This is a genomic window from Pseudomonas sp. FG29 (genome assembly GCF_057809355.1).
Genome location: NZ_JBMDJU010000001.1, coordinates 404,452 through 429,542, shown reverse-complemented (window position 1 = coordinate 429,542; position 25,091 = coordinate 404,452). Strand labels below are relative to the sequence as shown.

Genomic DNA, 25,091 nt, shown 5'->3' with positions numbered 1-25,091 from the left:
TCCGGAGTACCGAAATGGCTGAAAACCGATTCGACCCCACACCTGTGATCCTGATCGTCGACGACCAGCCCACTGACGTCAGGATTCTGCAGGAGGCCGTTGGCGAGCTGGCGCAGGTGCATGTCGCCAATGACGGCCGCATGGCTTTGGAAGTAGCGCGCTTCTGCAGACCAGACGTGGTGTTGCTGGACATCGAGATGCCCGGCATGAGCGGTTTCGAGCTGTGCCGCCTGATCAAGGCCGACGCCAAACTGTGCGATGCAGCGATCCTCTTCGTCACCGCACACACGCAGACGGAGAACGAGGTTCTGGCACTGGATCTGGGTGGCATCGATTTCATCCAGAAGCCGCTGAGCATCCCGGTGGCACGCGCGCATGTGCGAGCACACCTCAACCTGCGTGCCGAGGCCAAGCGCCTGGCCTATTTCGATGCGCTGACCGGCCTGCCCAACCGCATGTTGCTACGTGACCGGGCCGAGCAGATGCTGCAGAAGGCCCGGCGCAGCAGCGCCCGCCTCGCCCTGCTGCTGCTCGACCTGGACAACTTCAAGGGCATCAATGATTCCCTGGGCCATTCCACCGGCGACCTGATCCTCAAGGAAGTCGGCCGGCGCCTGAACGACACCTCGCGCAACGTGGATACCGTCAGTCGCCAGGGTGGTGACGAATTCGTGATCCTGGTGACCGATATCCAGCGCTCGGAAACCATCAGTGACTACGTGGAACGTCTGCTGCAGATCATCGCCCTGCCGATGAACATCGCCGGCCACCGCTTCGACCTTTCCGCCTGCATCGGCATCAGCGTCTACCCCGATGACGGTGAAGACCTCGAAGCGCTCTATCGTCAGGCCGACGCAGCGATGTACCAGGCCAAGCAGGAAGGTCGCAATCGCTACCGTTTCTTCTCCCAGAGCATCGAAAGCAACGCCCGCGCCCGACACCTGCTGGAAAGCCACATGCGCAGCGCGCTGGAATCCGGTGTATTCGAGGTGTTCTATCAGTTGCGCTTCGACGTGCGCAACGAGCACAGCTGTGGCATGGAGGCCTTGATCCGCTGGCGCCGCGACGAAGGCGAGCTGGTCTCACCGGCAGCCTTCATCCCGCTGGCCGAGGAAACCGGTTTGATCGTGCCGATCGGCAAGCAGGTGCTGTACCAGGCCTGTAGCGACGCCAGGACGCTACTCGACCGGGGCAAACGTCTGTGCGTGGGGGTGAACATCTCGGTGGTGCAATTTCGCGAGGAATCCTTTCTCGACATGATCAAGGAAGTGCTCTGCGAAACCGGGCTGCCCCCCGAACTGCTGGAGCTGGAAATCACCGAAGGCGTGCTGGCGCGCGACATCGACCAGGCGCGTGACCTACTGGAAGCGCTCAAGCAGATGGGGGTGCGCATCGCCATCGACGACTTCGGCACCGGTTACTCGAGCCTCTCCTACCTCAAGAAATTGCCGATAGACGTGTTGAAGATCGATCAGAGCTTCGTCCGTGACATGCTCACCGATCACAGTGACGCGGCGATCATCGAAGCCATCGTGCACATGGGCCAAGCCCTCGGTCTGGAGCTGGTGGCCGAAGGGGTGGAGAACCTGGAACAGTCCGAGCGGCTGCTTGCCCTGGGCTGCGAGTTGATGCAAGGCTTCCACTACTGCCGCCCCATGCCTTTCGAACAACTGTGCGCCTGTATGGGCCTGACAGCGGTATGGGAACAACAATGAGCCCAGGGAAGCGACTACGGTGCGGCTGATCATTCTTCTCACCTTCACCGCCGGCATGGCCGCCACGGCCCTGGTTGCCGGCGTATTGCAACAGAGCAACCAACAGCGGATCCACAGCGCTCTGGTCAATGCTACGGAGCGCGCTGCCTACGCGGTGACCAAACGCATCGAGCTCTACCAGTATGGTTTGCGCGGCGCACGGGGCGCCGTGTTGGCCAGTGGCGACCATGGCATTACCCGCAAGGGGTTTCTCCGCTACAGCAAGACGCGCGATGTCGCCCAGGAATTTCCTGGAGCCCGTGGCTTCGGCTTCATTCGTCGGGTGCCGGCGGAGGAACAGGATAGCTTTGTCGCCCTGGCCCGCGCCGACGATATGCCGGATTTCCAGATTCACCAACTGGCACCACATGACGGCGAGCGCTTCGTCATCCAGTACATCGAGCCGGTCGAGAGCAACCGCCAGGCCGTGGGGCTCGACATTGCCTCGGAAGACAACCGCCGCAGCGCAGCCATGGCGGCCATGGCCAGCGGCGAAGTGCGTATCACCGGGCCGATTACGCTGGTTCAGGCGACAGGTAGCCCGCTGCAATCCTTCCTGATCCTGCTGCCCATCTATCGAGACTCGGTCACACCCGACACCCTTGTAGCGCGCATGGCACAGGGGATTGGCTGGAGCTACGCCCCGCTGCTCACTGCGGAGGTCTTGCAGGGCCTGACACTCGACCGCGAAGGCCTGCACCTGCAACTGAGCGACATAACCGACCCCGAGCAACCCCTGGGCTTCTTCGGCCAACACCCCGACAAGGCGCCCGGCGAGGAGATCGCCAGCTTCGCACTGTCACGGCAGATATACGGGCGGCTCTGGCAGATCGAAGTGCATGCCCAGCCAGCCTTCATCGAGCAGTTGAACCTGCTCTCTCCGAGCCTGGTCGCCCTGATCGGAAGCCTGCTCAGCCTGCTGCTGGCCGCGCTGATGGGCATGATTCTGATCAGCCGCCAGCGCCATCGCCAGATCCTTGCCGAACAGGCCCGCTCGGCCGCCATCGTGGAAAGCTCCAGCGACGGCATCATTGGCCTAAATCTCGACGGTACCGTGCTGAGCTGGAACCGCGGCGCCGAGCGTATCCTGGGCTACAGCGCAGCAGAGACCATCGGCCATCCACTGCTCGGTCTGATCATACCGGAACACCTGGCCGATGAAGAGCGCGCGATCCTGCAGCGCATCGTCAGGCGCCAACCCGTAGACAATTTCGATACGCAACGTCTGCGCAAGGACGGCCGCCTGCTGGACGTATCCATCTCGGTATCCCCCCTGTTCGACGACAGTGGCGCACTGGTCGGCCTGTCCAAGACCGTGCGCGACATCTCCGCGCAAAAGGCTGCCGAAGCCCGCATCCTCGAACTCAATGCCAGCCTCGAAGAACAGGTCAGCGCGCGCACTCAGGAGCTGCATGAAGTCAACGTGCTGCTCAACACCGTCCTGCAATCAGCCTCCGAAGTGTCGATCATCGCCACCGATCTCGAAGGCGTGATTCGCGTGTTCAACCGGGGCGCCGAACGCCTGCTGGGGTATGACGCGAAGGACGTCGTAGGCGTGCAGACGCCGGCGCTCTTCCACCTCCCAGAGGAGGTTCGGACGCGCAGCGAAGAGCTCAGTCAGGAGTACGCTCAGCCCATCGAAGGCTTCCGCGTGTTCGTGCACAAGCCGGAGCTGGAAGATGCGGAAAGCCGCGAATGGACTTACTTGCGCAAGGATGGCTCGTACCTCTCGGTCACCTTGCTGGTCACCGCCATGCGCGATGCGGCAGGGAGTCTCGTCGGCTATCTGGGCATCGCCCTGGATCTGTCCAAGGAAGTACGCCTGCGCCGCGAAGCACTGGCTGCCCATGACCAGGTGTCGATGGCGGCACGGGTCGCGGAACTGGGTATCTGGTCATGGACACCGGCAGACAATCGCCTGCAGTGGAACGAGCGGATGTTCGAGCTGTACGACTATCCGCTCGAACTGCGTGAACAGGGGCTGGAGTATCGCTTCTGGCGCGATCGTATTCACCCTGACGACCGGCCGGCCACCGAGGCGAATCTCCGCGACGTGATGGCTGGCAAGGCAACCTTCGACCGCGTATTCCGCATCGTCAGGCCCGATGGGCAGGTGCTGTACATCCAGCCTGGCGCCCACGTCGAGCGCGACCTGCAGGGCATACCGGTGAAGATCACCGGGATCAACCGCGACATCACCGCGCAACTGCAACTCGAAGCCAGCCTGCGCCATGCCAAGGAGCAGGCCGACGCCGCCAGCGCCGCCAAGAGCGCCTTCCTGGCCAACATGAGCCACGAAATCCGTACGCCGATGAATGCGGTGCTGGGCATGCTGCAACTGGTACAGGCCACCGAACTCAATGCGCGCCAGCTCGACTACGTGCTCAAGGCGCAGGGCGCCGCGCATTCCCTGCTCGGCCTGCTCAACGACATTCTCGATTACTCGAAGATCGAGGCCGGCAAGCTGCAACTGGATCTGCATGATTTCGAGCTGGAGCCCATGCTGCGCGACCTGGCCGTGGTGCTGGCGGGCAACCAGGGCGACAAGGACATCGAGGTCATGTTCGACGTCGACACCCTCCTGCCCGCCGTGCTGCAGGGCGACAGCCTGCGTCTGCAGCAGGTACTGATCAACCTGGCCGGCAACGCCCTCAAGTTCACCCACAGTGGTCAGGTGGTGGTCAGCCTGCACCGCCTGCAGCGCACGGCCGAGCACGTCAGGCTGCGCGTGGCCGTAAGCGATACGGGCATTGGCATCAGCGAACATCAGTTGCAACGCATCTTCGACGGCTTCACCCAGGCGGAAGCGTCCACCACCCGGCGCTACGGCGGTACCGGGCTGGGCCTGGTGATCTGCAAGCGCCTGGTGGAATTGATGGGCGGCACGCTGCACGTGGAGAGCCAGCTCGGCGTCGGCAGTCGCTTCTGGTTCGACATCGAGCTGGGCGTCGGCGATGGCGCCGATCTGCTGGTGCACACGCGCGACGAACCAGAACACCTGCGCCTGCTGATCGTCGACGACAATCTGGTTGCGCGGCAACTGCTGCTGCAGACCATCCTCGACTTGGGCTGGCACGCCGAGACCGCCGACAGCGGCGACAACGCCCTGCTGCGCGTGCAACAGGCGCAGCAGCCTTATGACATTGTCCTGCTGGACTGGCGCATGCCCGGCATGGATGGCCTGGAGGTCGCCCAACGCATGCGCGAGAACGCCTCGCCGCATCGCCCGCCGCCAACGGTGATCATGATCACCGCCCATGGTCGCGAAGTGCTGGCCGACCGTTATGGCGAAGCCGATGCGCCGTTCGCCGGCTTCCTCACCAAACCCGTCACCCCACGGCAACTGGTGGCCTGCATCCTTCAGGCCCGCCATGGCGACAGCGGCGAGGCGCCGGTACCGGGCTACAAACTGGGGCAGCGCCTGCTGGGGCTGCGCCTGCTGGTGGTCGAGGACAATGCCCTCAACCGCCAGGTCGCCCGCGAGCTGCTGGCCGGCGAAGGCGCCGAGGTCAGCCTGGCCGAAGGCGGCCTGGAAGGCGTCAAACTGGCGCAAACCACGCAGCCGCCCTTCGACGCCATTCTGATGGACATCCAGATGCCGGATATCGACGGCCTGGAGGCCACACGACGCCTCCGTCAGCACCCGGCGCACAAGACGCAACCGATCATCGCCATGACCGCCAACGCCTCCAGCACCGACCGTGACCAGTGCCTGGCGGCCGGCATGAACGACCATGTTGGCAAACCGATCGACATCGAAAAGCTGGTCGCGGTGATTCGCCAATGGTGCGGTCTGGATCAGACACAGCCCGCTGTCACCGAGCATGACGACCCTCTGGAAGACGAGACCGCCATTCTCAAGCGTTTCGGTGGCAACCTGGCGCTGCTGCGCTCGATGCTGGAGATCTTTCCTGCCGATCTGCAGCAGCAGTTGGATCAGTTGCAGACGCACCTGCAGCAAGGCGACAACCGAACCATCCTCAGAAGCCTGCACAGCCTCAAGGGGAGTGCCGGCACCATCGGTGCTCGGCAGTTCTCGGCGCGCTGTGCCGAGCTGGAAAAGCAGTTCACCGAGGATGCCGGCCCGCTCCTGGCTGATACGCGCTGGTTATCTGACCTGCGCCAACAACTCAGCGAAAGCTGCGAGCGCCTGCAGGCGATGTTCGCCACGCCCAACGCTGTCGCGCCAGCCCCCCTCGCAACATCCGCCGCAACCTTGCAGTGGACGCAGGCCCTGCAAGCACTTAACGTGCAACTGCAAGCGCACAACCTGAGCGCGCTCGACTCGGTACAAGCCCTGGCCGCGCAGGTGCCGGATAATCTGCACAGTGACTTCGAGGCCATCCATCAGGCAGTCAATGCATTGGACTTCCAACGTGCATTGCACTTGCTCGAAGCGTTACAGCAATCGATAGAAGGGGAGTGACTTGGAGCGACTAAAACCCTACCTGCACGCCCGCCCGAAACTGCTGATCGTCGACGATCAGCCGCTGAACATCCGCTTGCTGCACGAACTGTTTCGCGACGACTGCGACGTGTACATGGCCACCAGTGGCGAGCAGGCGCTGACGATGTGCCGTGACCTCGCCCCGGATCTGATCATGCTCGACGTGATGATGGCGGACATGGACGGCCACGAAGTCTGCAGACGCCTGAAGGCTGAAGCCGAGACCAGTCAGATCTCGGTGATCTTCGTCACCGGCAAGGATCACGAGGACGACGAAACCATCGGTTTCGAGCTGGGAGCGGTGGACTACATCCGCAAGCCGTTTCATTCAGTGGTGGTGCGCGCCCGGGTGATGAACCACCTCAAGCTGAAACTGCAGAGCGATGTACTGCGCGAGATGGCCATGCTCGATGGGCTGACCGGCATACCCAACCGGCGCAGTTTCGACGAGCGTTTCGAAACGATGCGCGCACACGCCCTGCGCGAACAGCGCCCGCTGTCGCTGCTAATGATCGATGTCGACTACTTCAAGAAGTACAACGACCTCTACGGCCATCTGCGTGGCGACCAATGTCTGCGCGATGTCGCTCAGGCCCTGAATGACAACGTACGCCGCCCTCACGACCTGGTCGGGCGCTTCGGCGGCGAGGAGTTCGCCGTGCTGCTGCCGGATACCGACGAAGCCGGTGCGCTGACCGTGGCCGAGCAGTTGCACTCGGCGATTGCACGGCTCGCTATCGAACACCGAGCTTCCGATGTAGCCGACCGAGTCAGCCTGTCCATCGGCGCCGCGACCCGCCTGCCGACCTCGACGGCCAGCCTGGAGCAGCATCTGCAATGGGCCGACGAACAGCTCTACCGCGCCAAGAGCGAAGGTCGCAATCGCACCTGTATCCAGAGCTACGGGGCCTAGACCTATAAATCCAGCTGCAAGGGTTCTCCCGCTGCCGGGACTGCGCAGCAGATCAACACACCGCCGTCCTGCGGCAATTCGGCAGGCGGGTTCGGATAATGCACCTGGCCACTGACCAGGCGCGTCCTGCAGGTGCCGCAGGAACCACCCCGGCAACTGAACTCGGGCATGAGGCCACGACTTTCCGCCAGTTCCAGCAGGCTGCCGCTGTCCGGTGTCCAGCGCGCCTCCTTGCTCGAAGCGGTGAAATACACCGGTACCGGCTCCGCCGCTGCCGGCGGCTGCACCAGGGTGGCGGCCTGGCCGTCCGTGCGACGTTTGAGCGTCGAGGGACCGAACGCCTCGGCATGGATGCGCGTGTCGGCGACGTTCAGGTCGCGCAGGCCATCGTAGATCACCTGGGTAAAGGCGGCCGGGCCGCACAGGTAGAAGTCGTAATCGTCGAACGACAGCACCGACTTGATCTGCGCCAGCTCGATGCGCCCCTGCTGCTCGTAGTCGCGCCCCGGCAGCGCGCCAGCTTCCGGAGCGCTGAGGGCACGGTGAATCTTCAGCAAACCATCCGCATGCTGCACCAGTTCGCGCAGTTCGGCCTGGAACGGCAGATCGGCCAGCGTCCGCGCGCCCTGGAAGAAATGGATGCGCCTGCCCTGCCCCAACGCCACCTGTTCACGCAGCATCGACAGCAACGGCGTGATGCCAACCCCTGCGCCGATCAGCACCAGCGGCCGGTCGGTGTCGCTGTTCAGGGTGAAGCTGCCCAATGGCGGACGCACCTCCAGCAGATCACCCGCCTGCACCTGTTCGTGCAGATGCCGCGAAACCACACCCTGCGCCTTGACGCTGATGCGTAGCTGGCCGTCGGACGGCGCACTGGACAGGCTGTAGGTGCGCAGCAGGGTTTCGCCCGCAGCGGTGGTGATGCGAATGGGCAGGTGCTGACCCGCAGCGAAACTCGGAGCTGCGCCCGTTTCCGGCGCCAGCACGAACGAGCGAATGTCGGCACTCTCCTGCTGTACGCTCTGCACGCGCCAGCGTTGCCACTGATTGCACTGCTCACGCTCGCGCAGACGCGCGTCGGTTTCCGTCCAGGTGCCGGTCATCAGGCTGGTCGGTGCATATTCCTCGAACGCCCAACGTAGTGAGGTCGCGGCTGGGCGCAGTACCACTTGCTCGACGTCGAACGTCCACAGCCGCTCGGCGCCCTCGAAGGCCTTGATCAACGGGCTATCGAGGATGATCTCGGCGCGGCCAGCCAGTTGCAGCACATCACCCGTGGCGAAGTCGACGAACAACAGGCCGGCGCGCGGATTGACGCTGAGGTTGCCCAGGGTGTTGAAGAACAGGTTGCCGGCGTAGTCGGGAATGGTCAGGCGCTTGCCTTCCACTCGTACGAAACCGGCGCGGCCGCCCCGGTGCGAGACATCCACCGAACGACGACCATCGTCGTGCTCGACGTAACTGGCGACGAAGAAGGTGTCGCCGCCTTCGATCAGCGCGCGAGTACGCGTATCCAGTTCCGTTGAATCCTCGCGCTCGCCGCCACGCTCGGCCACACGGCGGTACTGGCGCAGTTGGATGTACTGCGGGCAATTGCCGTAGGAATGCTCCACGGCGATCTCCAGGCGTTGGGCCGCAGCCTGGAGAATCTGCCCGTTGATGCGATTGCGCCGCCGCGTATGCAACTCGATGCCCAGCAGGCCGATGGCACCGCCCGCCTGCAGGCCACTGCTGGCCGGGTCGAGCGGATCGAGCGCCATGGCGGCGAGATCGAACGACAGTCGGCGTGGATCGGGCGAGGTGACGAAGCCTTCCTCACCCTCGATCAGCGTGGCCCACGGCTGGCCTGCGCCATCCACGGCACCCGCGATCATGAACGGCAACTGGTGGTAGAACGCGCGATGCTGATCCGGCATGTAGTCGCGGATCACCTTCTGCCCGAGCACTTCCATGCGCTCGCCGACACCGACCTTTTCCTGCAGTTGCCGTTCACCGGCATGCCAGGGCGACTGCCGATGGCTGGGGAGCTGTTGCATGTTGCGCCCTCCTTCAGAGGTGCTGCCGGTGTACCCGGCAGCCACGGTATATCAGGCCTGCAGACCAGCGGCGGTACGCGGCATCGGCACGAAACCCGGCAGTGCCTCGATGCGTGCCAGCCAGGCGCGGATGTTCGGGTAGGGCTCCAGCGAGACATTGCCCTCCGGCGCATGGGCGATATAGGAGTAGTTGGCGACGTCGGCAATGCTCGGCTTGTCGCCGGTCAGGAATGGCGTTTCGCTCAGCTCACCCTCCATCACGGTGAACAGCGCGTGGGCGCGGTTGATCACTTCGTCGGTATTGAACGAGGCGCCAAACACGGTGACCAGACGCGCAGCAGCGGGGCCGAAGGCCACCAACCCGGCGGCGACCGACAACCAGCGCTGCACGCGGGCAGCCGCGGCCGGCTCTTGCGGCAGCCAGTCGTCATTGCCATAGCGCTTGGCGAGGTAGACCAGAATGGCGTTGGAGTCACTGACGATGGTGCCGCCATCATCGATCACCGGCACCTGGCCGAAGGGGTTGAGAGCCAGGAACTCCGGCGTCTTGTGCTCGCCCTTGGCCAGATCGACGAAGATCAGCTCGGTGGGCAGTTGCAGCAGCGAGAGCATCAGCTCGGCACGGTGGGCGTGGCCGGAGCGGGGAAAGTTATACAGCTTGATGGCGGGACGGGACATGGCGATGACTCCTTGAGAGTGGGAGGCAGGCCGCGGAAAAACGTTGGCGAGGCAGGCAGGACAAGGCAAAAACGACCGAAAAAGCGGAGTTTACGAGCTGTAAATGAGCATTTTGAGGTCGTTTTTAACGCCGTACTGCCAACGCAGATAGTTTTTCAGCGGCCTGACAGGTCATCGCGAGACGACATGCTTTCGCGACGATGGAGCGATGTTCACCCCATCCACTGCAAAGAAGAATTACCAGCCAAGACAATCCACTATTTCACTTTCCGCAATTACTTCATCGCAAACGCCGGATGAGCGCGCAGGCGCGGCACAGCGAAGTCGAGGAAGCTGCGCACCCGTGCGGCAGCACGGCGCCCCTCGCGGTAATACAGTTGCACCGGCAGAGGCGGCGCGGCGAAATCCTCGAGCACGGCCAGCAGTTGCCCCGCCTGCAACTCATGATGGGCTTCGTAACTCAGGCAGCGGGTCAGCCCGAAACCCGCGAGCGCCGCGCGGATGGACGCCTGCGGTGTGCTGCAGGTCAGCCGTGGCGCGACCTTCGCGGTTTCCTGCGCAAAGCGCCACTCAACCGCGTGGCCGGTCGACGAGGTGGCAATGGTGAGATGCGCTGCCAAGGCCTGTGGGTTGGCCGGCTGGCCCCAGCGCTCGAAGTAAGCAGGCGCCGCGCAGACCACTGGCCGTACCTGCCCCAGCGGTACGGCAAAACCGGACGAACTGGGCAACTGCCCAACGACCACGGCCAGGTCGATACCCTCCTCCAGCAACCTCGGCAGCTCTTCGCGCGCCAGAGTCGCCAGACTCACCTGGGGAAATGCCGCCAGGTACTCCACGGCGACGGGCATCAGCACCTGGTGCGTCATCAACAGCGGCAGGGCCAGGGTCAGTTGTCCGACAGGGCTGGCATGCAGGCCGGTCACCGACCGCTCGGCCTCGTCCAGCCGCTGCAAAATGCGCTGGCAGCTATCGGCAAACGCCGCACCTGCTGGGCTCAGACTGATACCGCGAGGCCCTCGCAACAGCAGGGCACTACCCAGGCGGTTCTCGAGCGCCGCCACGGTACGCATCACCGTCGCCTGCGACAACTGCAGCGCCCTGGCGGCAGCCGCCAGACTGCCCGCCTGCGCCACGGCGAGAAACACCTGCATCTCGCGATGATGATTCATGCGGCGGGTGGAACACCGGCCGCGCGCAGGGCCGGGTCGGCACGAAAGCTCGCGGCGCAATGGTCGACGAAGGTACGCACCTTGGCCGACACCTGGCGCCCGCCCTGGTGAATGATGTGCACCGGCAAGGCGGGTGGCTCGAACGCTTCGAGCACCAGTTCGATCTCGCCGCGCGCCACTGCAGCGGCGACCTGGTAGGACAGCACACGGGTGTAGCCCCAGCCCAGGCGTGCAGCACCGATTGCCGCCTGGTTGGAGCTGACGGTGAAGCGTGGCACCGGGGTGAAACCGAACCCGCCATCGGCGCCCACGAAGTTCCAGTGCGTCAGCAGCGTGCTGGCACTGGACATGACGATGGGCGCATCGAACAACTCATCCGGATGCTGCGGCCGACCGACCCGGTCGAGAAAAGCGGGCGATGCGCACACCACCGGGCGAATCTGCCCGACCTGCAAGGCCGGATGATCACCTTCAGGCAGCGAACCGATACGCACGGCGACGTCGATGCCCTCCTCCATCATGTTCACCACGCGGTCGACCAGAACGGCATTGACCTCCACGTCCGGGTAGGTATCGAGGTACTGAGCAATGCGCGGGATCAGGAACAGCTCGCCGAACATCACCGGCGCAGTGACGGTCAGGCGACCACGGGGACGCACCCTGCCACCGGCGGCCAACTCCTCGGCCTCCTCCAGTTCCAGCAGGATCCGTCGGCAGTCCTCGACATAGCGCTGGCCGGCTTCGGTCAGGCGCAGGCTGCGCGTGTTGCGCGCCAGCAACACTGTGCCCAGACGCGCTTCCAGCGCCGCGACGGCGCGGGTCGCACTGGGTGGTGAGATACCCAACCGCTTGGCGCCGCCGACAAAGCTCTCGGCTTCGGTCACGGCCAGCAGCACACGCATTTCCTGAAATCGATCCATCGTCACCGCCTAACACCAGACCCCGATAACGCCGATTCGCAGTCAGCGCCTGCTCAATGCCAGGCGCGCGGCGAACAGCATGAAGATCAGACCGGTACTGCGCTCCATCCACTTGATCACCGCTTCGCGCCGCAACCAGTGCCCGAGCGGCCGAGTGGCGCCAATCAGCAGCAGCGCCCAGACCAGGCTGAGCGCCACATGGATACCCACCAGGCCGAATGTCCAGGCAATCAGAGGCTGCCCTTGCGGGATGAACTGCGGCAGGAAGGACAGGTAGAAAATCCCCACCTTGGGGTTGAGCACATTGCCCAGCAGGCCACGCAGGAACCAGTTGGCGCCGGGCGTGCCACTCGCTTGCGCAGGGGCCAGCGAGGTACGCGGGCGCAGCAGCATGTTCAGCCCGAGCCAGGCCAGATAGGCCGCACCGCAGTATTTGAGGAGGTTGTAGCCGAATTCGGACACCGCCAGCAGTGCGCCCAGACCGAAAGCCACGGCGGCGCCCCAGAGCAAACAGCCGGCATTGATGCCAAAGGCTGCACGCCATGCCTGCCGCCGTCCCTCGACTGCCGCCGTACGCAACACCAGCGCGGTGTCGATGCCCGGCGTCAGGGTCAGCAGCGTGGCCGCCAGGGTGAAGGCGATAAGGTTTTCGGCAAAGGGCATAAAGACACCGGGATCGGGAAAGAGATTGGAAGATGGCGGCCCTGCCTGCGCTAGAGCCCGTCTTCCTGCAGATGATCGAAATTCACCGCCTCACCGGGCTTGGCCTGCAGCTTGGCGCGGATGTCCTCGAAAATGGCGTCGTATTCCTTGTGCTCGCGCATGATCGGGCTGTGGTTGGGATGCAAGCCATGCTTGGCGACCAGCCGCGAGATCACGCTGGCGAAGTTGAACGCGGTGTCACGGTGCATCTCGAAGGTTTCCTCGAAGGCCTTGCCCTCGATTTCTCCGACCAGGCGCCCGTGCAGCATCGGGCCCTCCTTGGCGTCCTGGCGCACCTCGTAATAGAAGTCGATGCTGTACTCGGGCTGCCCGGGGAGGCCTGGTAGGTTGTCACGATGCAAATGACCGGGTTCGAACATGTCGCCACTCCTTCACCTGTTCACGATTGCATGAGCCAAGCAGTCTAGACCGGGCATCCGCATCATGCCCGCCCCTTTTCAGTGCAGCGCCGCGCTCGATGCTCTTTCCTGTACCAGCACCCAGGGCGCGACGACCACGGCCCACAGCTGTGGATCACGAGCCAGCAGATCCTCGGCCTGGTCGTCCTCGAGTTTGCCCAGCACGCCTTGCTCCATCCACAGCTTGACCTTGGCCTGGTCATTACTGGCCACGGCCTCCGCGACCCTCACCAGATCCTGCCGGCCATCGACCCACAGCAACGCACCACGGGCGAAAAAAGGTTGCAGCTCCTGCCAGGTAATGGCGGCCGTTTGGCCAAGCAGCTTGGCATAGAGGGTGCTAGTTTGTTCCGTCATGGCATGCCCTGTGTCGGTTGGCGTATGGAAGCGCGCAATGATAGCGCCGACATACCCCCTGGCAAGCCGCCGGACGCTCAGCGCCCGCGTCGGGACACGCCGTATTTCTATACATTCCTTGTAATTAAGCGACACCCCTCATTTCGCCTCCAACTGTCGGCTTTTCAAGGCGCAAATCGGCGCTCTACACTGTTCCGGTACAGTTGCCGGCGGCATGGATGGGGTTTTCCAACCCGGTTCTGCAGCTACGGCCGCGAGAACTACAACAACGAAAACACAAAAGAGTGGAGCACTATGAAAAAGGCTACTAAGCAGATTTCCAAGCTGTTCGCCGCAATGGCCCTGGCGGGGGCGGCCAGCTATTCGATGGCGGCAGACACCATCAAGATCGGCCTGGCCGGCCCGGTGACCGGCGCGGTCGCTCAGTACGGTGAAATGCAGTTCATTGGCGCCAAGATGGCCATCGAGCAGATCAACAAGGCTGGCGGCGTCAACGGTGCCCAGCTCGAAGGCGTGGTCTATGACGATGCCTGCGATCCGAAGCAAGCCGTGGCCGTGGCGAACAAGATCGTCAACGACGGCGTCAAGTTCGTGGTTGGCCACCTGTGCTCCAGCTCTACTCAGCCGGCGTCCGACATTTATGAAGACGAAGGCATTCTGATGATTACCGCGGCTTCCACCAGCCCGGAAATTACCGCCCGTGGCTACGAACTGGTGTTCCGCACCATCGGTCTGGACAGCCTGCAAGGCCCGACCGCCGGTAACTTCATCGCCGACCACATCAAGCCGAAGACCGTTGCCGTCATCCACGACAAGCAGCAGTACGGTGAAGGCATCGCCACCGCGGTCAAGCAGACCCTGGAAAGCAAAGGCGTGAAAGTCGCCATGTTCGAAGGCATCAACGCCGGCGACAAGGACTTCTCCGCCCTGATCGCCAAGCTCAACCAGGCTGGTGTCGACTTCGTCTACTACGGCGGCTACCACCCGGAGCTGGGCCTGCTGCTGCGCCAGACCAAAGAGCGCGGCCTGAACGTCAAGTTCATGGGCCCGGAAGGCGTGGGTAACAAGGAAATCTCGGCTATCGCAGGCCCTGCCTCCGAAGGCCTGCTGGTCACCCTGCCGAAGTCCTTCGACCAGGATCCGAAGAACAAGGCGCTGGTCGAGGCCTTCAAGGCCAAGAACGAAGACCCGAGCGGCCCGTTCGTGTTCCCGGCTTACGCTGCCGTGCAGGTCATCGCCGAAGGCATCGAGAAAGCCGGCGACACCGACACCGCCAAAGTGGCCGCAGCCCTGCGCGCCAATAGCTTCGACACCCCCACCGGCACCCTGGCCTTCGACGCGAAGGGCGATCTGAAGGACTTCAGCTTCGTGGTGTACGAGTGGCATCAGGACGGCACCAAGTCCGAAGCCAAGTAAGCTACCTGTCTGAACTCAAAGCCCACTGCGCCTCCCGCAGTGGGCTTTGTCTATTAGAAGAATTCCGGCCTCGCGCTGCGCCACAAGCGCCGCTTTACGCGCTGCCCAGGAGTTAGGCTATGCCTGATCTTTATCACTACCTGCAACAGCTGCTCAATGGCCTGACCATAGGCAGCACCTATGCCCTGATCGCCATTGGCTACACCATGGTCTACGGCATCATCGGCATGATCAACTTCGCCCATGGCGAGGTGTACATGATTGGCGCGTACGTCGCCTTCATCGTCATCGCGGGTCTCTCCGCGTTCGGCATCGAAGCCGTGCCCGTGCTGATGATCGGCGCATTCGTCGTCACCATGATCGTCACCAGTGCCTACGGTTACAGCATCGAGCGCGTGGCCTATCGCCCGCTGCGCGGCGGCAACCGTCTGATCCCACTGATCTCGGCCATCGGTGTGTCGATCTTCCTGCAGAACGCCGTGCTGCTTTCGCAGGACTCCAAGGACAAGGCGATCCCCAGCCTGCTGCCAGGCAACTTCGTGCTTGGTGAAAGCGCAGCCAATGGCGTGGTGATTTCCTACATGCAGGTGCTGATCTTCATCGTCACCTTCATCGCCATGGTCGGCCTGACCCTGTTCATCTCCCGCTCGCGTCTGGGCCGTGCCTGCCGCGCCTGCGCCGAAGACCTGAAGATGGCCAACCTGCTGGGTATCAACACCAACAACATCATCGCCCTGACCTTCGTCATCGGTGCGGCACTGGCGGCCATCGCCTCGGTGCTGCTGGGCATGCAATACGGCGTGATCAACCCCAACCTGGGCTTCCTCGCCGGCATCAAGGCCTTCACCGCTGCCGTGCTCGGCGGCATCGGCAGTATCCCTGGCGCCGTGCTCGGTGGCCTGGTACTGGGTGTGGCCGAAGCCTTCGGCGCCGACATCTTCGGCGATCAATACAAGGACGTGGTGGCGTTCAGCCTGCTGGTGCTGGTGCTGCTGTTCCGTCCCACCGGCATCCTCGGCCGTCCGGAGGTTGAAAAGGTATGACGCGCAATCTCAAATCCGCCACGCTCGGCGCCCTGCTGGTGCTGATCATGGCCTACATGGTGCTGGGCCTGAAGCTGACCACCGTCGGCATCAGCCTGGAAGTCCACGGCGCCACGCCGTTCGAGCTGTGGTGCATCGCTGGCGCGGTCGTGCTGGTGTTCGTCTGGCAACTGCTGCGTGATCACATCACCCAGATCTGGAGCAAACGCCCCGCCCTGCCCAGTGGCTCCGGCCAGGTCGGCAACTTCCTGACCTTGCCCTCCACGCAGCGCTGGATCATCCTGGCCATGGTCATGGTCGCACTGGTCTGGCCGTTCTTCGCCAGCCGCGGCGCGGTGGACATCGCCACGCTGATCCTGATCTACGTGATGCTCGGCCTAGGTCTGAACATCGTGGTCGGCCTCGCCGGCCTGCTCGATCTGGGTTACGTCGGCTTCTACGCCGTCGGCGCCTACAGCTACGCGATCCTCTCGCACTACTTCGGTTTTGGCTTCTGGATCTGCCTGCCGATCGCCGGGATGATGGCGGCGCTGTTCGGCTTCCTGCTCGGCTTCCCGGTACTGCGTCTGCGTGGTGATTACCTGGCCATCGTTACCCTGGGCTTCGGCGAGATCATCCGTATTCTGCTGCGCAACCTCACCGACCTGACCGGCGGCCCGAACGGCCTGAGCATCGCCAACGAGAACAAGCCGACCCTGCTCGGTCTGTCCTTCGAGCGCCGGGTGCCGGCGGACATGCCGACCTTCCACGGCTTCTTCGACATGGCCTACAACTCGCAGTACAAGGTGGTCTTCCTCTACCTGATCGCCCTGCTGCTGGTGCTGCTGACCCTGTTCTTGGTCAATCGCCTGCTGCGCATGCCCATCGGCCGCGCCTGGGAAGCGCTGCGCGAAGACGAGATTGCCTGCCGCGCGCTGGGCCTGAACCCAACCGTGATCAAGCTCTCGGCCTTCACCATCGGCGCCAGCCTGGCCGGTTTCGCCGGCAGCTTCTTCGCCGCGCGTCAGGGCCTGGTGACGCCGGAGTCGTTCACCTTCATCGAGTCGGCGATGATCCTCGCTATCGTCGTGCTCGGCGGCATGGGCTCGCAGCTCGGGGTAATCCTCGCCGCCATCGTCATGGTGATGCTGCAGGAGATGCGTGAGCTGAGCGAGTACCGCATGCTGATCTTCGGCCTGGTCATGATCTTCATGATGGTCTGGCGCCCGCAAGGTCTGCTGCCGATGCAACGTCCCCACCTGGAGCTGAAGCGATGAGCCGCACGATTCTCGAAGTAAGCGGCCTGACCATGCGTTTCGGCGGCCTGCTGGCCGTCAACGGGGTGGGCCTGAACGTCAAGGAAAAGCAGGTGGTGTCGATGATCGGCCCGAACGGCGCCGGCAAGACCACCGTGTTCAACTGCCTGACCGGCTTCTACCAGCCAAGCTCCGGCAGCATTCGTCTGAACGGCGAGGCGATCGAAGGCCTGCCGGGCCACAAGATCGCCCGCAAGGGCGTGGTGCGGACCTTCCAGAACGTGCGTCTGTTCAAGGACATGACCGCGGTGGAAAACCTGCTGATCGCTCAGCACCGCCACCTCAACACCAGCTACCTGGCCGGCCTGTTCAAGACTCCCGCGTTCCGCCGCAGCGAGCGCGAGGCCATGGACTACGCCGCGCACTGGCTGGAGCAGGTCGACCTGCTGGAGTTCGCCAACCGTAACGCCGGCACCCTGGCCTACGGTCAGCAACGCCGCCTGGAAATCGCCCGCTGCATGATGACCCGCCCGAGCATCCTCATGCTCGACGAGCCGGCCGCCGGCCTCAACCCGCGCGAAACCGAAGACCTCAAGGCGCTGATCGCCATGCTGCGTGACCAGCACAACGTCACCGTGCTGCTGATCGAGCACGACATGAAGCTGGTGATGAGCATTTCCGACCACATCTACGTGATCAACCAGGGCACGCCCCTGGCCGACGGTACGCCGGAGCAGATCCGCAACAACCCGGACGTGATCAAAGCCTATCTGGGGGAGGCGTAATCCATGCTCAGCTTCAACAACGTCTCTACCTTCTACGGCAAGATCCAGGCCCTGCACGACGTCAGCATCGACGTGCAGAGAGGCGAGATCGTCACCCTGATCGGTGCCAACGGTGCCGGCAAGTCGACCCTGCTGATGACCCTGTGCGGCAACCCGCGCGCCACCAGTGGCAGCATCCGCTACCTGGGTGAAGAGCTGGTGGGTATGGAAACCCCGGAGATCATGCGCAAGAGCATCGCCATCGTGCCGGAAGGCCGCCGCGTGTTCGCCCGCCTGACCGTCGAGGAAAACCTGGCCATGGGCGGCTTCTTCGGCACCAAGGCGGACAATCAGGAGCAACTGGACAAGGTGCTGCACCTGTTCCCGCGCCTGAAGGAACGCTTCGCCCAGCGCGCCGGCACCATGAGCGGCGGTGAGCAGCAGATGCTCGCCATCGGTCGGGCGCTGATGAGCAAGCCCAACCTGCTGCTGCTCGACGAGCCATCGCTGGGTCTGGCGCCGATCATCATCCAGCAGATCTTCGACATCATCGAGCAATTGCGCAAAGACGGCGTGACCGTGTTCCTGGTCGAGCAGAACGCCAACCAGGCGCTCAAGCTCGCCGACCGTGGCTATGTGCTGGAGAACGGCCATATCGTCATGCGCGGCAGCGGCGAAGACCTGCTCAACGATCCGAAAGTCCGCGACGCCTACCTCGGCGGTTGATCCGCTGCAGAAGCAAACCGTGGGAGGGGCTTTAGCCGCGACAAGAGCCCGCCGCTGAAGCGCCTCCCACGGTCATTTATCCTGTAACCGACATTACCAACCCTCTATTCCGGCACCTCGACGCTGACGTGAATCGCGTCGTGCCGCCAGAACTCCAGATCGCAATCGATGATGCGCCCGTGCTGGTCACGGTTGACCCGCGTGATGCGCAGCGCCGGGCTGCCCGTTGCTACCCGCAGGCTGGCTGCCGCCTCGGCATGCAGCGCGGTCGGCACCATGTCGAAACGCACCCGCCCGTAGTGAATGCCGTACTCGCTGGCATACAGATCGGTCAGCGAACGGGTCAGGTCGAACTCGAGAATCCCGGGGAAATAGGCCGGGTTCAGGTAATGCTCGACGTACAGCACCAGCCGCCCGTCGATGCGCCGCGCCCGGCATACCTGATAGACGCTGGACAGCGCCGCCAGCTCCAGGGTCTGGCAGACCTCGGCCGGTGCCGGTATCAGCCGTGCGCTGAGCACCTCGGTGGCTGGCACCCGCCCCTGCCCCGCCACCATGGCATGGAAGTGCGTGCGTACCAGCGGGTTGTAGGCGATGCGCGTCGGCGAGACGAACCAGCCGCGGCGCTCCTCGCGGTAAATCAGCCCCTGCGCCTCCAACTGCCCCAGCGCCTCACGCAGGGTGATCCGCGTGGTGTCGAACAACTCGCTGAGCTTGCGTTCGGCCGGCAACTTGCTACCCGAGGGCAACAGACCGCGGTCGATCTGCTCCTGTAACGCATGGCAGATGGTGGTGACGGCGCGTGGCGCATCGATACGCATCAATTGTTTCCCTTTTGGACTAGTCCAGCCCCATCACAGGGCAAAAGCGTGCAGCGCGGATTCATGACAAGCCTAGGCAAGCCAGATGACCAGCAGATGACAGAACGACGACAAGCATGCCTCATGCCACGCTGCGACCCAGTCATTCCGGGTGTTTGACCATGGTCTACGCTTGTTGGGCGCAGCGCTTGGCTGGAACGCGATAGCAGTCGTCAGGCGTCAGGACACAAAACTGTCATCAAAGGCGCCTAGATTGGCTCGGGTATTGCTGATCTAGACCAACACTCACACCGCAAAGGAGTTTCCAATGAAACAACTGCTGCTGGCTTCACTGATGGGTTCGGCCATCGCTCTGGCCACTTCCGCCATGGCTGCAGGCACCGACCTGCAGGCACTGGAAAAAGCCGCTCGTGCCGAAGGCACGGTGAATAGCGTGGGGATGCCCGATAGCTGGGCCAACTGGAAGGACACCTGGAACGACCTGAACACCAAGTACGGCCTCAAGCACTCCGACACCGACATGAGCTCGGCCCAGGAGATCGCCAAGTTCGCTGCCGAGAAGGACAACGCCACCGCCGATATCGGCGACGTTGGCGCCGCCTTCGGCCCCATCGCCATGCAGCAGGGCGTGACCCAGCCGTACAAGCCGAGCACCTGGGAGCAGATCCCGAGCTGGGCCAAGGACGCCGATGGCCACTGGATGCTGGCCTACACCGGCTCCATCGCCTTCATCGTCAACAAGCAACTGGTCAAGGATGTTCCGAAATCCTGGGCCGACCTGAAGAACGGCAAGTACCGCGTCGCCATCGGTGACGTCAGTGCCGCCGCGCAGGCCGTCAATGGTGTACTGGCTGCCGCCATCGCCAATGGCGGTGACGAGAAGAACATCCAGCCGGGCCTGGACTTCTTCGCCGCCATCGCCGAGCAGGGCCGCCTGTCGCTGTCCAACCCGACCATCCAGACCCTGGAAAAAGGCGAAGTGGAAGTCGGCATCGTCTGGGACTTCAACGGCCTGTCCTACCGCGACCAGATCGACCCGAGCCGCTTCGAGGTGCTGATCCCCTCCGATGGCTCGGTGATCTCCGGCTACACCACCATCATCAACAAGTACGCCAAGAACCCCAACGCGGCCAAGCTGGCGCGTGAGTACATCCTCTCCGACGCCGGCCAGATCAACCTGGCCAAGGGCAATGCCCGGCCGATCCGCGCCGAGCACCTGACCCTGCCGGCCGATGTGCAGGCCAAGCTGCTGCCCAACGAGCAATACGCCAAGGTGCAGCCGATCAAGGACGCCGCCGCCTGGGAAGCCACTTCCAAGGCGCTGCCGCAGATGTGGCAGGAGAACGTGATCATCAATATGGAGTGATGCGCTGCATCGTGGGAGGCGCTTTAGCGGCGACAGTCGCGGCTGAAGCCCCTCCCACAAGCCGTAGGAGCGCGTAAGGTGGATCGGGGCGCGTAGCTGACGCTTCATCCGTCCACCTTGCCGTTTTGGCGTTTACCCATGCGGTGGATCGACGAAGCGCGATCCACCCTACGCTTTTCAGGATTCCCCATGCCTTCCAAGGTCATCCTCGTCGTGCTCGACGGCCTTAGCCACTCGGTCGCGCAACATGCCATGGGCCATCTGCATGCCTGGTGCGACGCCGGGCGCGCGGCCTTCTACCGTCTCGACTGCGAACTACCGGCGCTGTCGCGCCCGCTCTACGAGGCCATCCTCACTGGCGTGCGCCCCATCGACAGCGGCATCGTGCACAACGATGTGTCGCGCCTGTCGCGCGAACGCAGCCTGTTTCATTACGCCCGCGATGCCGGCCTAAGCACTGCCGCCGCGGCTTATCACTGGGTCAGCGAGCTGTACAACCGCTCGCCCTTCATCGCCGTGCGCGACCGTCACACCTGCGATGAATCGCTACCGATCCAGTACGGCCACTTCTACTACGCCGACCATTACCCGGATTCGCACCTGTTCGTCGACGCCGAGAGCCTGCGCCTGCAGCACGCGCCCGACCTGCTGCTGGTGCACCCGATGAACATTGACGACGCCGGCCACAAGCACGGCCTGGACAGCCCACAGTACCGCAACGCAGCGCGCATGGCCGACGTGCTACTGGCCGACCATCTGCAGAACTGGGTCGATGCCGGCTACCAGGTGCTGGTCACCGCCGACCACGGCATGAACGTCGACCGCTCGCACAACGGCCTGCTCCCTGAAGAGCGCCAGGTGCCGCTGTTCGTCATCGGCGACGCCTTCAGCCTCGATGCCAGCGCGCGCCCACGCCAGCTCGAACTGTGCGGCAGCATCTGTCAGTTGCTCGGTGTGCCCCACGACAAACCCTACTGCGCGGAGTTGCTGAAATGAGCGCGCCGTCCTCCCTGCGGCGCTGGCTGCCGCTGCTGTTCGTGCTGCCCTTCGCCGCGTTCTTCCTGGTGTTCCAGGTGGCGCCGCTGGCATGGGTGGCGATCAACAGCCTGAACAGCCCCGATGGCTGGGGCCTGGGTAATTTCGAGAAGATCTTCGCCTCCAAGTTCTACCTGCAGGCGATCAAGCACAGCCTGGAGATCGCCTTCTGGTCGAGCCTGTTCGGCATGGCCATTGCCATCCTCGGCAGCTACTCGCTGCGCCAGGTGGACTCGAAGCTGCGCGACTTCGTCATTGCCTTCTCCAACATGACCAGCAACTTCGCCGGTGTGCCGCTGGCCTTCGCCTTCATCATCCTGCTCGGCTTCAACGGCGCGCTGACCCTGCTGCTGATCCAGCTCGGCCTGATCGAGAGCTTCAACCTGTACTCGAAGAACGGTCTGATCGTGCTCTACACCTACTTCCAGATTCCGCTCGGCGTGCTGCTGCTCTACCCCGCCTTCGACGCCCTGCGTCAGGACTGGCGCGAGTCCGCCGCATTGCTCGGCGCTGGCACCTGGGACTTCTGGCGCCATATCGGCCTGCCGGTGCTGACCCCGGCGCTGCTCGGCACCTTCGTCATCCTTCTGGCCAACGCCCTGGGCGCCTACGCCACGGTGTACTACCTGACCACCGGCAACTTCAACGTGCTGCCCATTCGCATCGCGGCGATGGTTTCCGGCGATATCGCGCTGAACCCGAACCTGGCCAGCGCCCTGTCGATGATTCTGGTCGGGCTGATGGTGCTGATCACCGTCGTCCACCAGGTGCTGCTGAAAAGGAGCCAGCATGTCACGCGCTGATGCCCCCACCGCCAGCCTCTACCACCGCATCGTGGTCTGGCTGCTGTTTCTGATCCTGCTGCTGCCACTGGCCGGCACTCTGCTCTACTCGCTATCCACCAGTTGGTCGGCCACCATCCTGCCGGACGGTCTGACGCTCAAATGGTACGCCGCGCTGTGGAGCGACGAGCGCTTCCTGCGTGCCTTCGGCCAGTCGCTGCTGGTGTGCTTCGGCGCACTGGCATTGTCGGTGGCGCTGATCCTGCCGCTGATGTTCGTGGTGCACTACCACTTCCCGAAACTCGACACGCTGATGAATGTGCTGATCCTGCTGCCGTTCGCCGTGCCGCCGGTGGTGTCCTCGGTGGGCCTGCTGCAGCTCTACGGCTCCGGGCCACTGGCGATGACCGGCACGCCGTGGATTTTGCTCGGCTGCTACTTCACCATCGCCCTGCCGTTCATGTACCGCGCCATCGCCAACAACCTGCAGGCGATCAACCTGCGCGACCTGATGGACGCCGCCCACCTGCTCGGCGCCAGCACCTGGAAGGCGGCCTTGCTGGTGGTGCTGCCGAACCTGCGCAAGGGCCTGATGGTGTCGTTGTTCCTCTCCTTCAGCTTCCTGTTCGGCGAGTTCGTCTTCGCCAACATGCTGGTGGGCACCCGCTACGAGACGCTGCAGGTGTACCTGAACAACATGCGCAACAGCAGCGGCCACTTCAACAGCGCGCTGGTGATTTCCTACTTCTTCTTCGTCCTGGTGTTCACCTGGGCGGCCAACCGTTTGAACAGGGACAAGGCATGAGCTTTCTGAGCATCCAGAACCTGCATAAAAGCTACGGCGACACCCGTATTTTCAGCGACATCAACTGCGAGATCGGCCAGGGCGAGTTCGTCACCCTGCTCGGCCCCTCCGGCTGCGGCAAGTCCACCCTGCTGCGCTGCATCGCCGGCCTTACCGAGGTCGACGGCGGGCGTATCAATCTCAGCGGCGAAGACCTGGTGCCACTGCCACCGCAAAAACGCGGTATCGGCATGGTGTTCCAGAGTTATGCACTGTTCCCCAACATGAGCGTGGCGCAGAACGTCGCCTTCGGCCTGCGCATGCAGAAGGTGGCCAAGGCCGAGAGCGAACAACGCGTGCGCGAGGCGCTGGAGATGGTCGAGCTGGGCGACTTCGCCACACGCTACCCGCACCAGCTCTCCGGCGGCCAGTGCCAGCGCGTGGCCCTGGCCCGTTCTCTGGTCACCCGCCCACGCCTGCTGCTGCTCGACGAACCGCTGTCGGCCCTCGATGCACGCATCCGCAAACACCTGCGCGAACAGATCCGCGCCATCCAGCAGGAGCTGAACCTGACCACCATCTTCGTCACCCACGATCAGGAAGAGGCGCTGACCATGAGCGACCGCATCTTCCTGATGAATGCCGGCCAGATCGTCCAGAGCGGCGACGCCGAAACCCTCTACACCGCCCCGGTGGATGCCTTCGCCGCCGGCTTCATCGGCAACTACAACCTGCTCGAAGCCGACGCCGCCAGCCGCCTGCTCGGCCAGCCGATGGGCTCGCGCGTGGCCATTCGCCCGGAGGCCATCGCTTTCGCCGACAACGGCATCGCCGCAAGGATCATCAGCCACAGCCTGCTGGGCAACGTCATCCGCTACCGCGTCGAGGCGCAGGGCAGCCAGTTGCTGGTGGACGTGCTCAACCGCTCGGCCGCCGACCTGCATGGCAACGGCCAGGCGGTGAGCCTGCAGATCGACGCGAGCGCAATCCGGGAGGTGAAGTGATGGCCCTGGCAATTTTCGATCTCGACGAAACCCTGATCCATGGCGACTGCGCCAGCCTGTGGACGGAGGAAATGGTGAAGATCGGCTGGGCCGATGGTGAATCCTTCCTCGCCCACGAGCAGGAGCTGATGCGCCAGTACGCCGCCGGCACCCTGGCCATGGAGGACTATATGGCCTACACCCTGTCGCCGCTGGTTGGCCGCACGCCCGAGGAGGTCGCCCATGTGGTCGAGCCCTTCGTCGAGGATGTGATCGAACCGATCTTCTACACCGACGCCAGCCGTTGCCTGGCCGCGCATCGCCAGGCCGGCGACCGCCTGCTGGTGATTTCCGCCTCGGCGCATTTTCTGGTCAGTGCCATCGCCGAACGTTTCGGTATCGACCAAGTACTGGCCATCGACCTGGAACAGCAGCATGGCTTCTACACCGGGCGTACCCAGGGCGTGCTCACCTACCGCGAAGGCAAGGTCACGCGCCTCAATGCCTGGCTCGCCGAGCAGGGCGAAAGCCTGGCTGGGGCCAGCTTCTACTCCGACTCGCGCAACGACCTGCCGCTGCTGCAATTGGTCGACAAGCCGTTCACGGTCAATCCCGACCCGACCCTGCGCGCCCATGCCGAGCAGGCCGGCTGGCCGATCCTGAGCTGGCGGTGAATACGCGCTATCGCGGCTGAAGCCGCTCCTACGGGAGACTCTTCAACCGCGATCATCTGTAGGGCGG

Annotated in this window: 22 protein-coding genes; 14 read left to right on the top strand and 8 right to left on the bottom strand. The window is 63.6% G+C overall.

Going from position 1 to position 25,091, the window contains the following annotated elements; all coding sequences use genetic code 11:
- The first annotated feature begins 14 nt into the window (after nucleotides 1–14).
- Genes ACODS1_RS02085 through ACODS1_RS02075 form a run of 3 tightly spaced genes read left to right on the top strand, consistent with a single transcriptional unit; the run spans nucleotide 15 to nucleotide 7,114 of the window.
- Entirely contained in the window at nucleotides 15–1,715 is a 1,701-nt protein-coding gene (locus ACODS1_RS02085; RefSeq protein ID WP_489084333.1) for a putative bifunctional diguanylate cyclase/phosphodiesterase, read from the top strand.
- A gap of 55 nt (nucleotides 1,716–1,770) precedes the next feature.
- Entirely contained in the window at nucleotides 1,771–6,180 is a 4,410-nt protein-coding gene (locus tag ACODS1_RS02080) for a PAS domain-containing hybrid sensor histidine kinase/response regulator (RefSeq protein ID WP_489084544.1), read from the top strand.
- A 1-nt stretch (nucleotide 6,181) separates the two neighbouring features.
- On the top strand, nucleotides 6,182–7,114 hold the full coding sequence (locus ACODS1_RS02075; protein WP_489084332.1) for a diguanylate cyclase: 933 nt from the start codon (nucleotides 6,182–6,184) through the stop codon (nucleotides 7,112–7,114).
- Nucleotides 7,115–7,116: 2 nt separating this feature from the next.
- On the opposite strand, the gene ACODS1_RS02070 is transcribed toward ACODS1_RS02075, so the two are convergent.
- The 7 genes from ACODS1_RS02070 to ACODS1_RS02040 all read right to left on the bottom strand — a co-directional run bounded on the left by ACODS1_RS02070 (nucleotide 7,117) and on the right by ACODS1_RS02040 (nucleotide 13,395).
- The gene (locus tag ACODS1_RS02070) at nucleotides 7,117–9,150 is read right to left on the bottom strand and encodes a pyridoxamine 5'-phosphate oxidase family protein (protein WP_489084331.1); all 2,034 of its coding nucleotides are present in this window, start codon (nucleotides 9,148–9,150) and stop codon (nucleotides 7,117–7,119) included.
- 51 nt (nucleotides 9,151–9,201) lie between these two features.
- A complete protein-coding gene (locus tag ACODS1_RS02065; protein WP_489084330.1) occupies nucleotides 9,202–9,828 on the bottom strand; it encodes a glutathione S-transferase family protein in 627 nt (208 codons plus the stop codon).
- 275 nt (nucleotides 9,829–10,103) lie between these two features.
- Nucleotides 10,104–10,997, bottom strand: coding sequence for a LysR substrate-binding domain-containing protein (locus tag ACODS1_RS02060; protein WP_489084329.1), 894 nt, complete (start codon nucleotides 10,995–10,997; stop codon nucleotides 10,104–10,106).
- Nucleotides 10,994–11,917 carry a LysR family transcriptional regulator gene (locus ACODS1_RS02055; RefSeq protein WP_489084328.1) on the bottom strand — a complete coding sequence of 308 codons (924 nt, stop codon included), beginning with the start codon at nucleotides 11,915–11,917 and terminating at the stop codon, nucleotides 10,994–10,996. Before ACODS1_RS02055 ends, ACODS1_RS02060 begins: the two co-directional genes overlap by 4 nt.
- A 42-nt stretch (nucleotides 11,918–11,959) precedes the next feature.
- Nucleotides 11,960–12,580 carry a LysE family translocator gene (locus ACODS1_RS02050; RefSeq protein ID WP_489084327.1) on the bottom strand — a complete coding sequence of 207 codons (621 nt, stop codon included), beginning with the start codon at nucleotides 12,578–12,580 and terminating at the stop codon, nucleotides 11,960–11,962.
- Nucleotides 12,581–12,630: 50 nt separating this feature from the next.
- Nucleotides 12,631–12,999, bottom strand: a complete 369-nt coding sequence (locus tag ACODS1_RS02045) for a DUF5064 family protein (RefSeq protein ID WP_322981586.1) — start codon at nucleotides 12,997–12,999, stop codon at nucleotides 12,631–12,633.
- A gap of 78 nt (nucleotides 13,000–13,077) precedes the next feature.
- Entirely contained in the window at nucleotides 13,078–13,395 is a 318-nt protein-coding gene (locus ACODS1_RS02040) for a DUF2288 domain-containing protein (protein WP_489084326.1), read from the bottom strand.
- A gap of 294 nt (nucleotides 13,396–13,689) precedes the next feature.
- Between ACODS1_RS02040 and ACODS1_RS02035 the strand changes: the two genes are divergently transcribed.
- The 5 genes from ACODS1_RS02035 (at nucleotide 13,690) to ACODS1_RS02015 (ending at nucleotide 18,579) form a co-directional block, all read left to right on the top strand.
- A complete protein-coding gene (locus tag ACODS1_RS02035) occupies nucleotides 13,690–14,811 on the top strand; it encodes a branched-chain amino acid ABC transporter substrate-binding protein (protein WP_489084325.1) in 1,122 nt (373 codons plus the stop codon).
- A 119-nt stretch (nucleotides 14,812–14,930) separates the two neighbouring features.
- A complete protein-coding gene (livH, locus tag ACODS1_RS02030; RefSeq protein ID WP_322981583.1) occupies nucleotides 14,931–15,854 on the top strand; it encodes a high-affinity branched-chain amino acid ABC transporter permease LivH in 924 nt (307 codons plus the stop codon).
- Nucleotides 15,851–17,110 carry a high-affinity branched-chain amino acid ABC transporter permease LivM gene (locus ACODS1_RS02025; protein ID WP_489084324.1) on the top strand — a complete coding sequence of 420 codons (1,260 nt, stop codon included), beginning with the start codon at nucleotides 15,851–15,853 and terminating at the stop codon, nucleotides 17,108–17,110. The genes livH and ACODS1_RS02025 overlap by 4 nt, the downstream gene beginning before the upstream one ends.
- On the top strand, nucleotides 17,107–17,874 hold the full coding sequence (gene livG / locus ACODS1_RS02020) for a high-affinity branched-chain amino acid ABC transporter ATP-binding protein LivG (RefSeq protein WP_489084323.1): 768 nt from the start codon (nucleotides 17,107–17,109) through the stop codon (nucleotides 17,872–17,874). The genes ACODS1_RS02025 and livG overlap by 4 nt, the downstream gene beginning before the upstream one ends.
- Before the next feature lie 3 nt (nucleotides 17,875–17,877).
- Nucleotides 17,878–18,579 carry an ABC transporter ATP-binding protein gene (locus ACODS1_RS02015; protein WP_322981580.1) on the top strand — a complete coding sequence of 234 codons (702 nt, stop codon included), beginning with the start codon at nucleotides 17,878–17,880 and terminating at the stop codon, nucleotides 18,577–18,579.
- Nucleotides 18,580–18,683: 104 nt separating this feature from the next.
- Here ACODS1_RS02015 and ACODS1_RS02010 read toward each other — a convergent pair whose 3' ends face one another.
- Nucleotides 18,684–19,400, bottom strand: a complete 717-nt coding sequence (locus tag ACODS1_RS02010) for a UTRA domain-containing protein (protein WP_322981579.1) — start codon at nucleotides 19,398–19,400, stop codon at nucleotides 18,684–18,686.
- A gap of 307 nt (nucleotides 19,401–19,707) precedes the next feature.
- On the opposite strand from ACODS1_RS02010, the gene ACODS1_RS02005 reads away from it, so the two are divergent.
- From ACODS1_RS02005 to ACODS1_RS01980, 6 genes are all read left to right on the top strand, one after another.
- A complete protein-coding gene (locus ACODS1_RS02005) occupies nucleotides 19,708–20,766 on the top strand; it encodes an ABC transporter substrate-binding protein (protein ID WP_322981578.1) in 1,059 nt (352 codons plus the stop codon).
- A gap of 189 nt (nucleotides 20,767–20,955) precedes the next feature.
- A complete protein-coding gene (locus ACODS1_RS02000; RefSeq protein ID WP_489084322.1) occupies nucleotides 20,956–21,762 on the top strand; it encodes an alkaline phosphatase family protein in 807 nt (268 codons plus the stop codon).
- Entirely contained in the window at nucleotides 21,759–22,604 is an 846-nt protein-coding gene (locus ACODS1_RS01995) for an ABC transporter permease (RefSeq protein WP_489084321.1), read from the top strand. Before ACODS1_RS02000 ends, ACODS1_RS01995 begins: the two co-directional genes overlap by 4 nt.
- Nucleotides 22,591–23,388, top strand: a complete 798-nt coding sequence (locus tag ACODS1_RS01990) for an ABC transporter permease (protein WP_489084320.1) — start codon at nucleotides 22,591–22,593, stop codon at nucleotides 23,386–23,388. Before ACODS1_RS01995 ends, ACODS1_RS01990 begins: the two co-directional genes overlap by 14 nt.
- Nucleotides 23,385–24,371: an ABC transporter ATP-binding protein gene (locus ACODS1_RS01985; RefSeq protein WP_322981574.1), complete on the top strand. Its 987-nt coding sequence runs from the start codon at nucleotides 23,385–23,387 to the stop codon at nucleotides 24,369–24,371. Before ACODS1_RS01990 ends, ACODS1_RS01985 begins: the two co-directional genes overlap by 4 nt.
- A complete protein-coding gene (locus ACODS1_RS01980; RefSeq protein ID WP_322981573.1) occupies nucleotides 24,371–25,024 on the top strand; it encodes an HAD family hydrolase in 654 nt (217 codons plus the stop codon). Before ACODS1_RS01985 ends, ACODS1_RS01980 begins: the two co-directional genes overlap by 1 nt.
- Nucleotides 25,025–25,091: the final 67 nt, after the last annotated feature.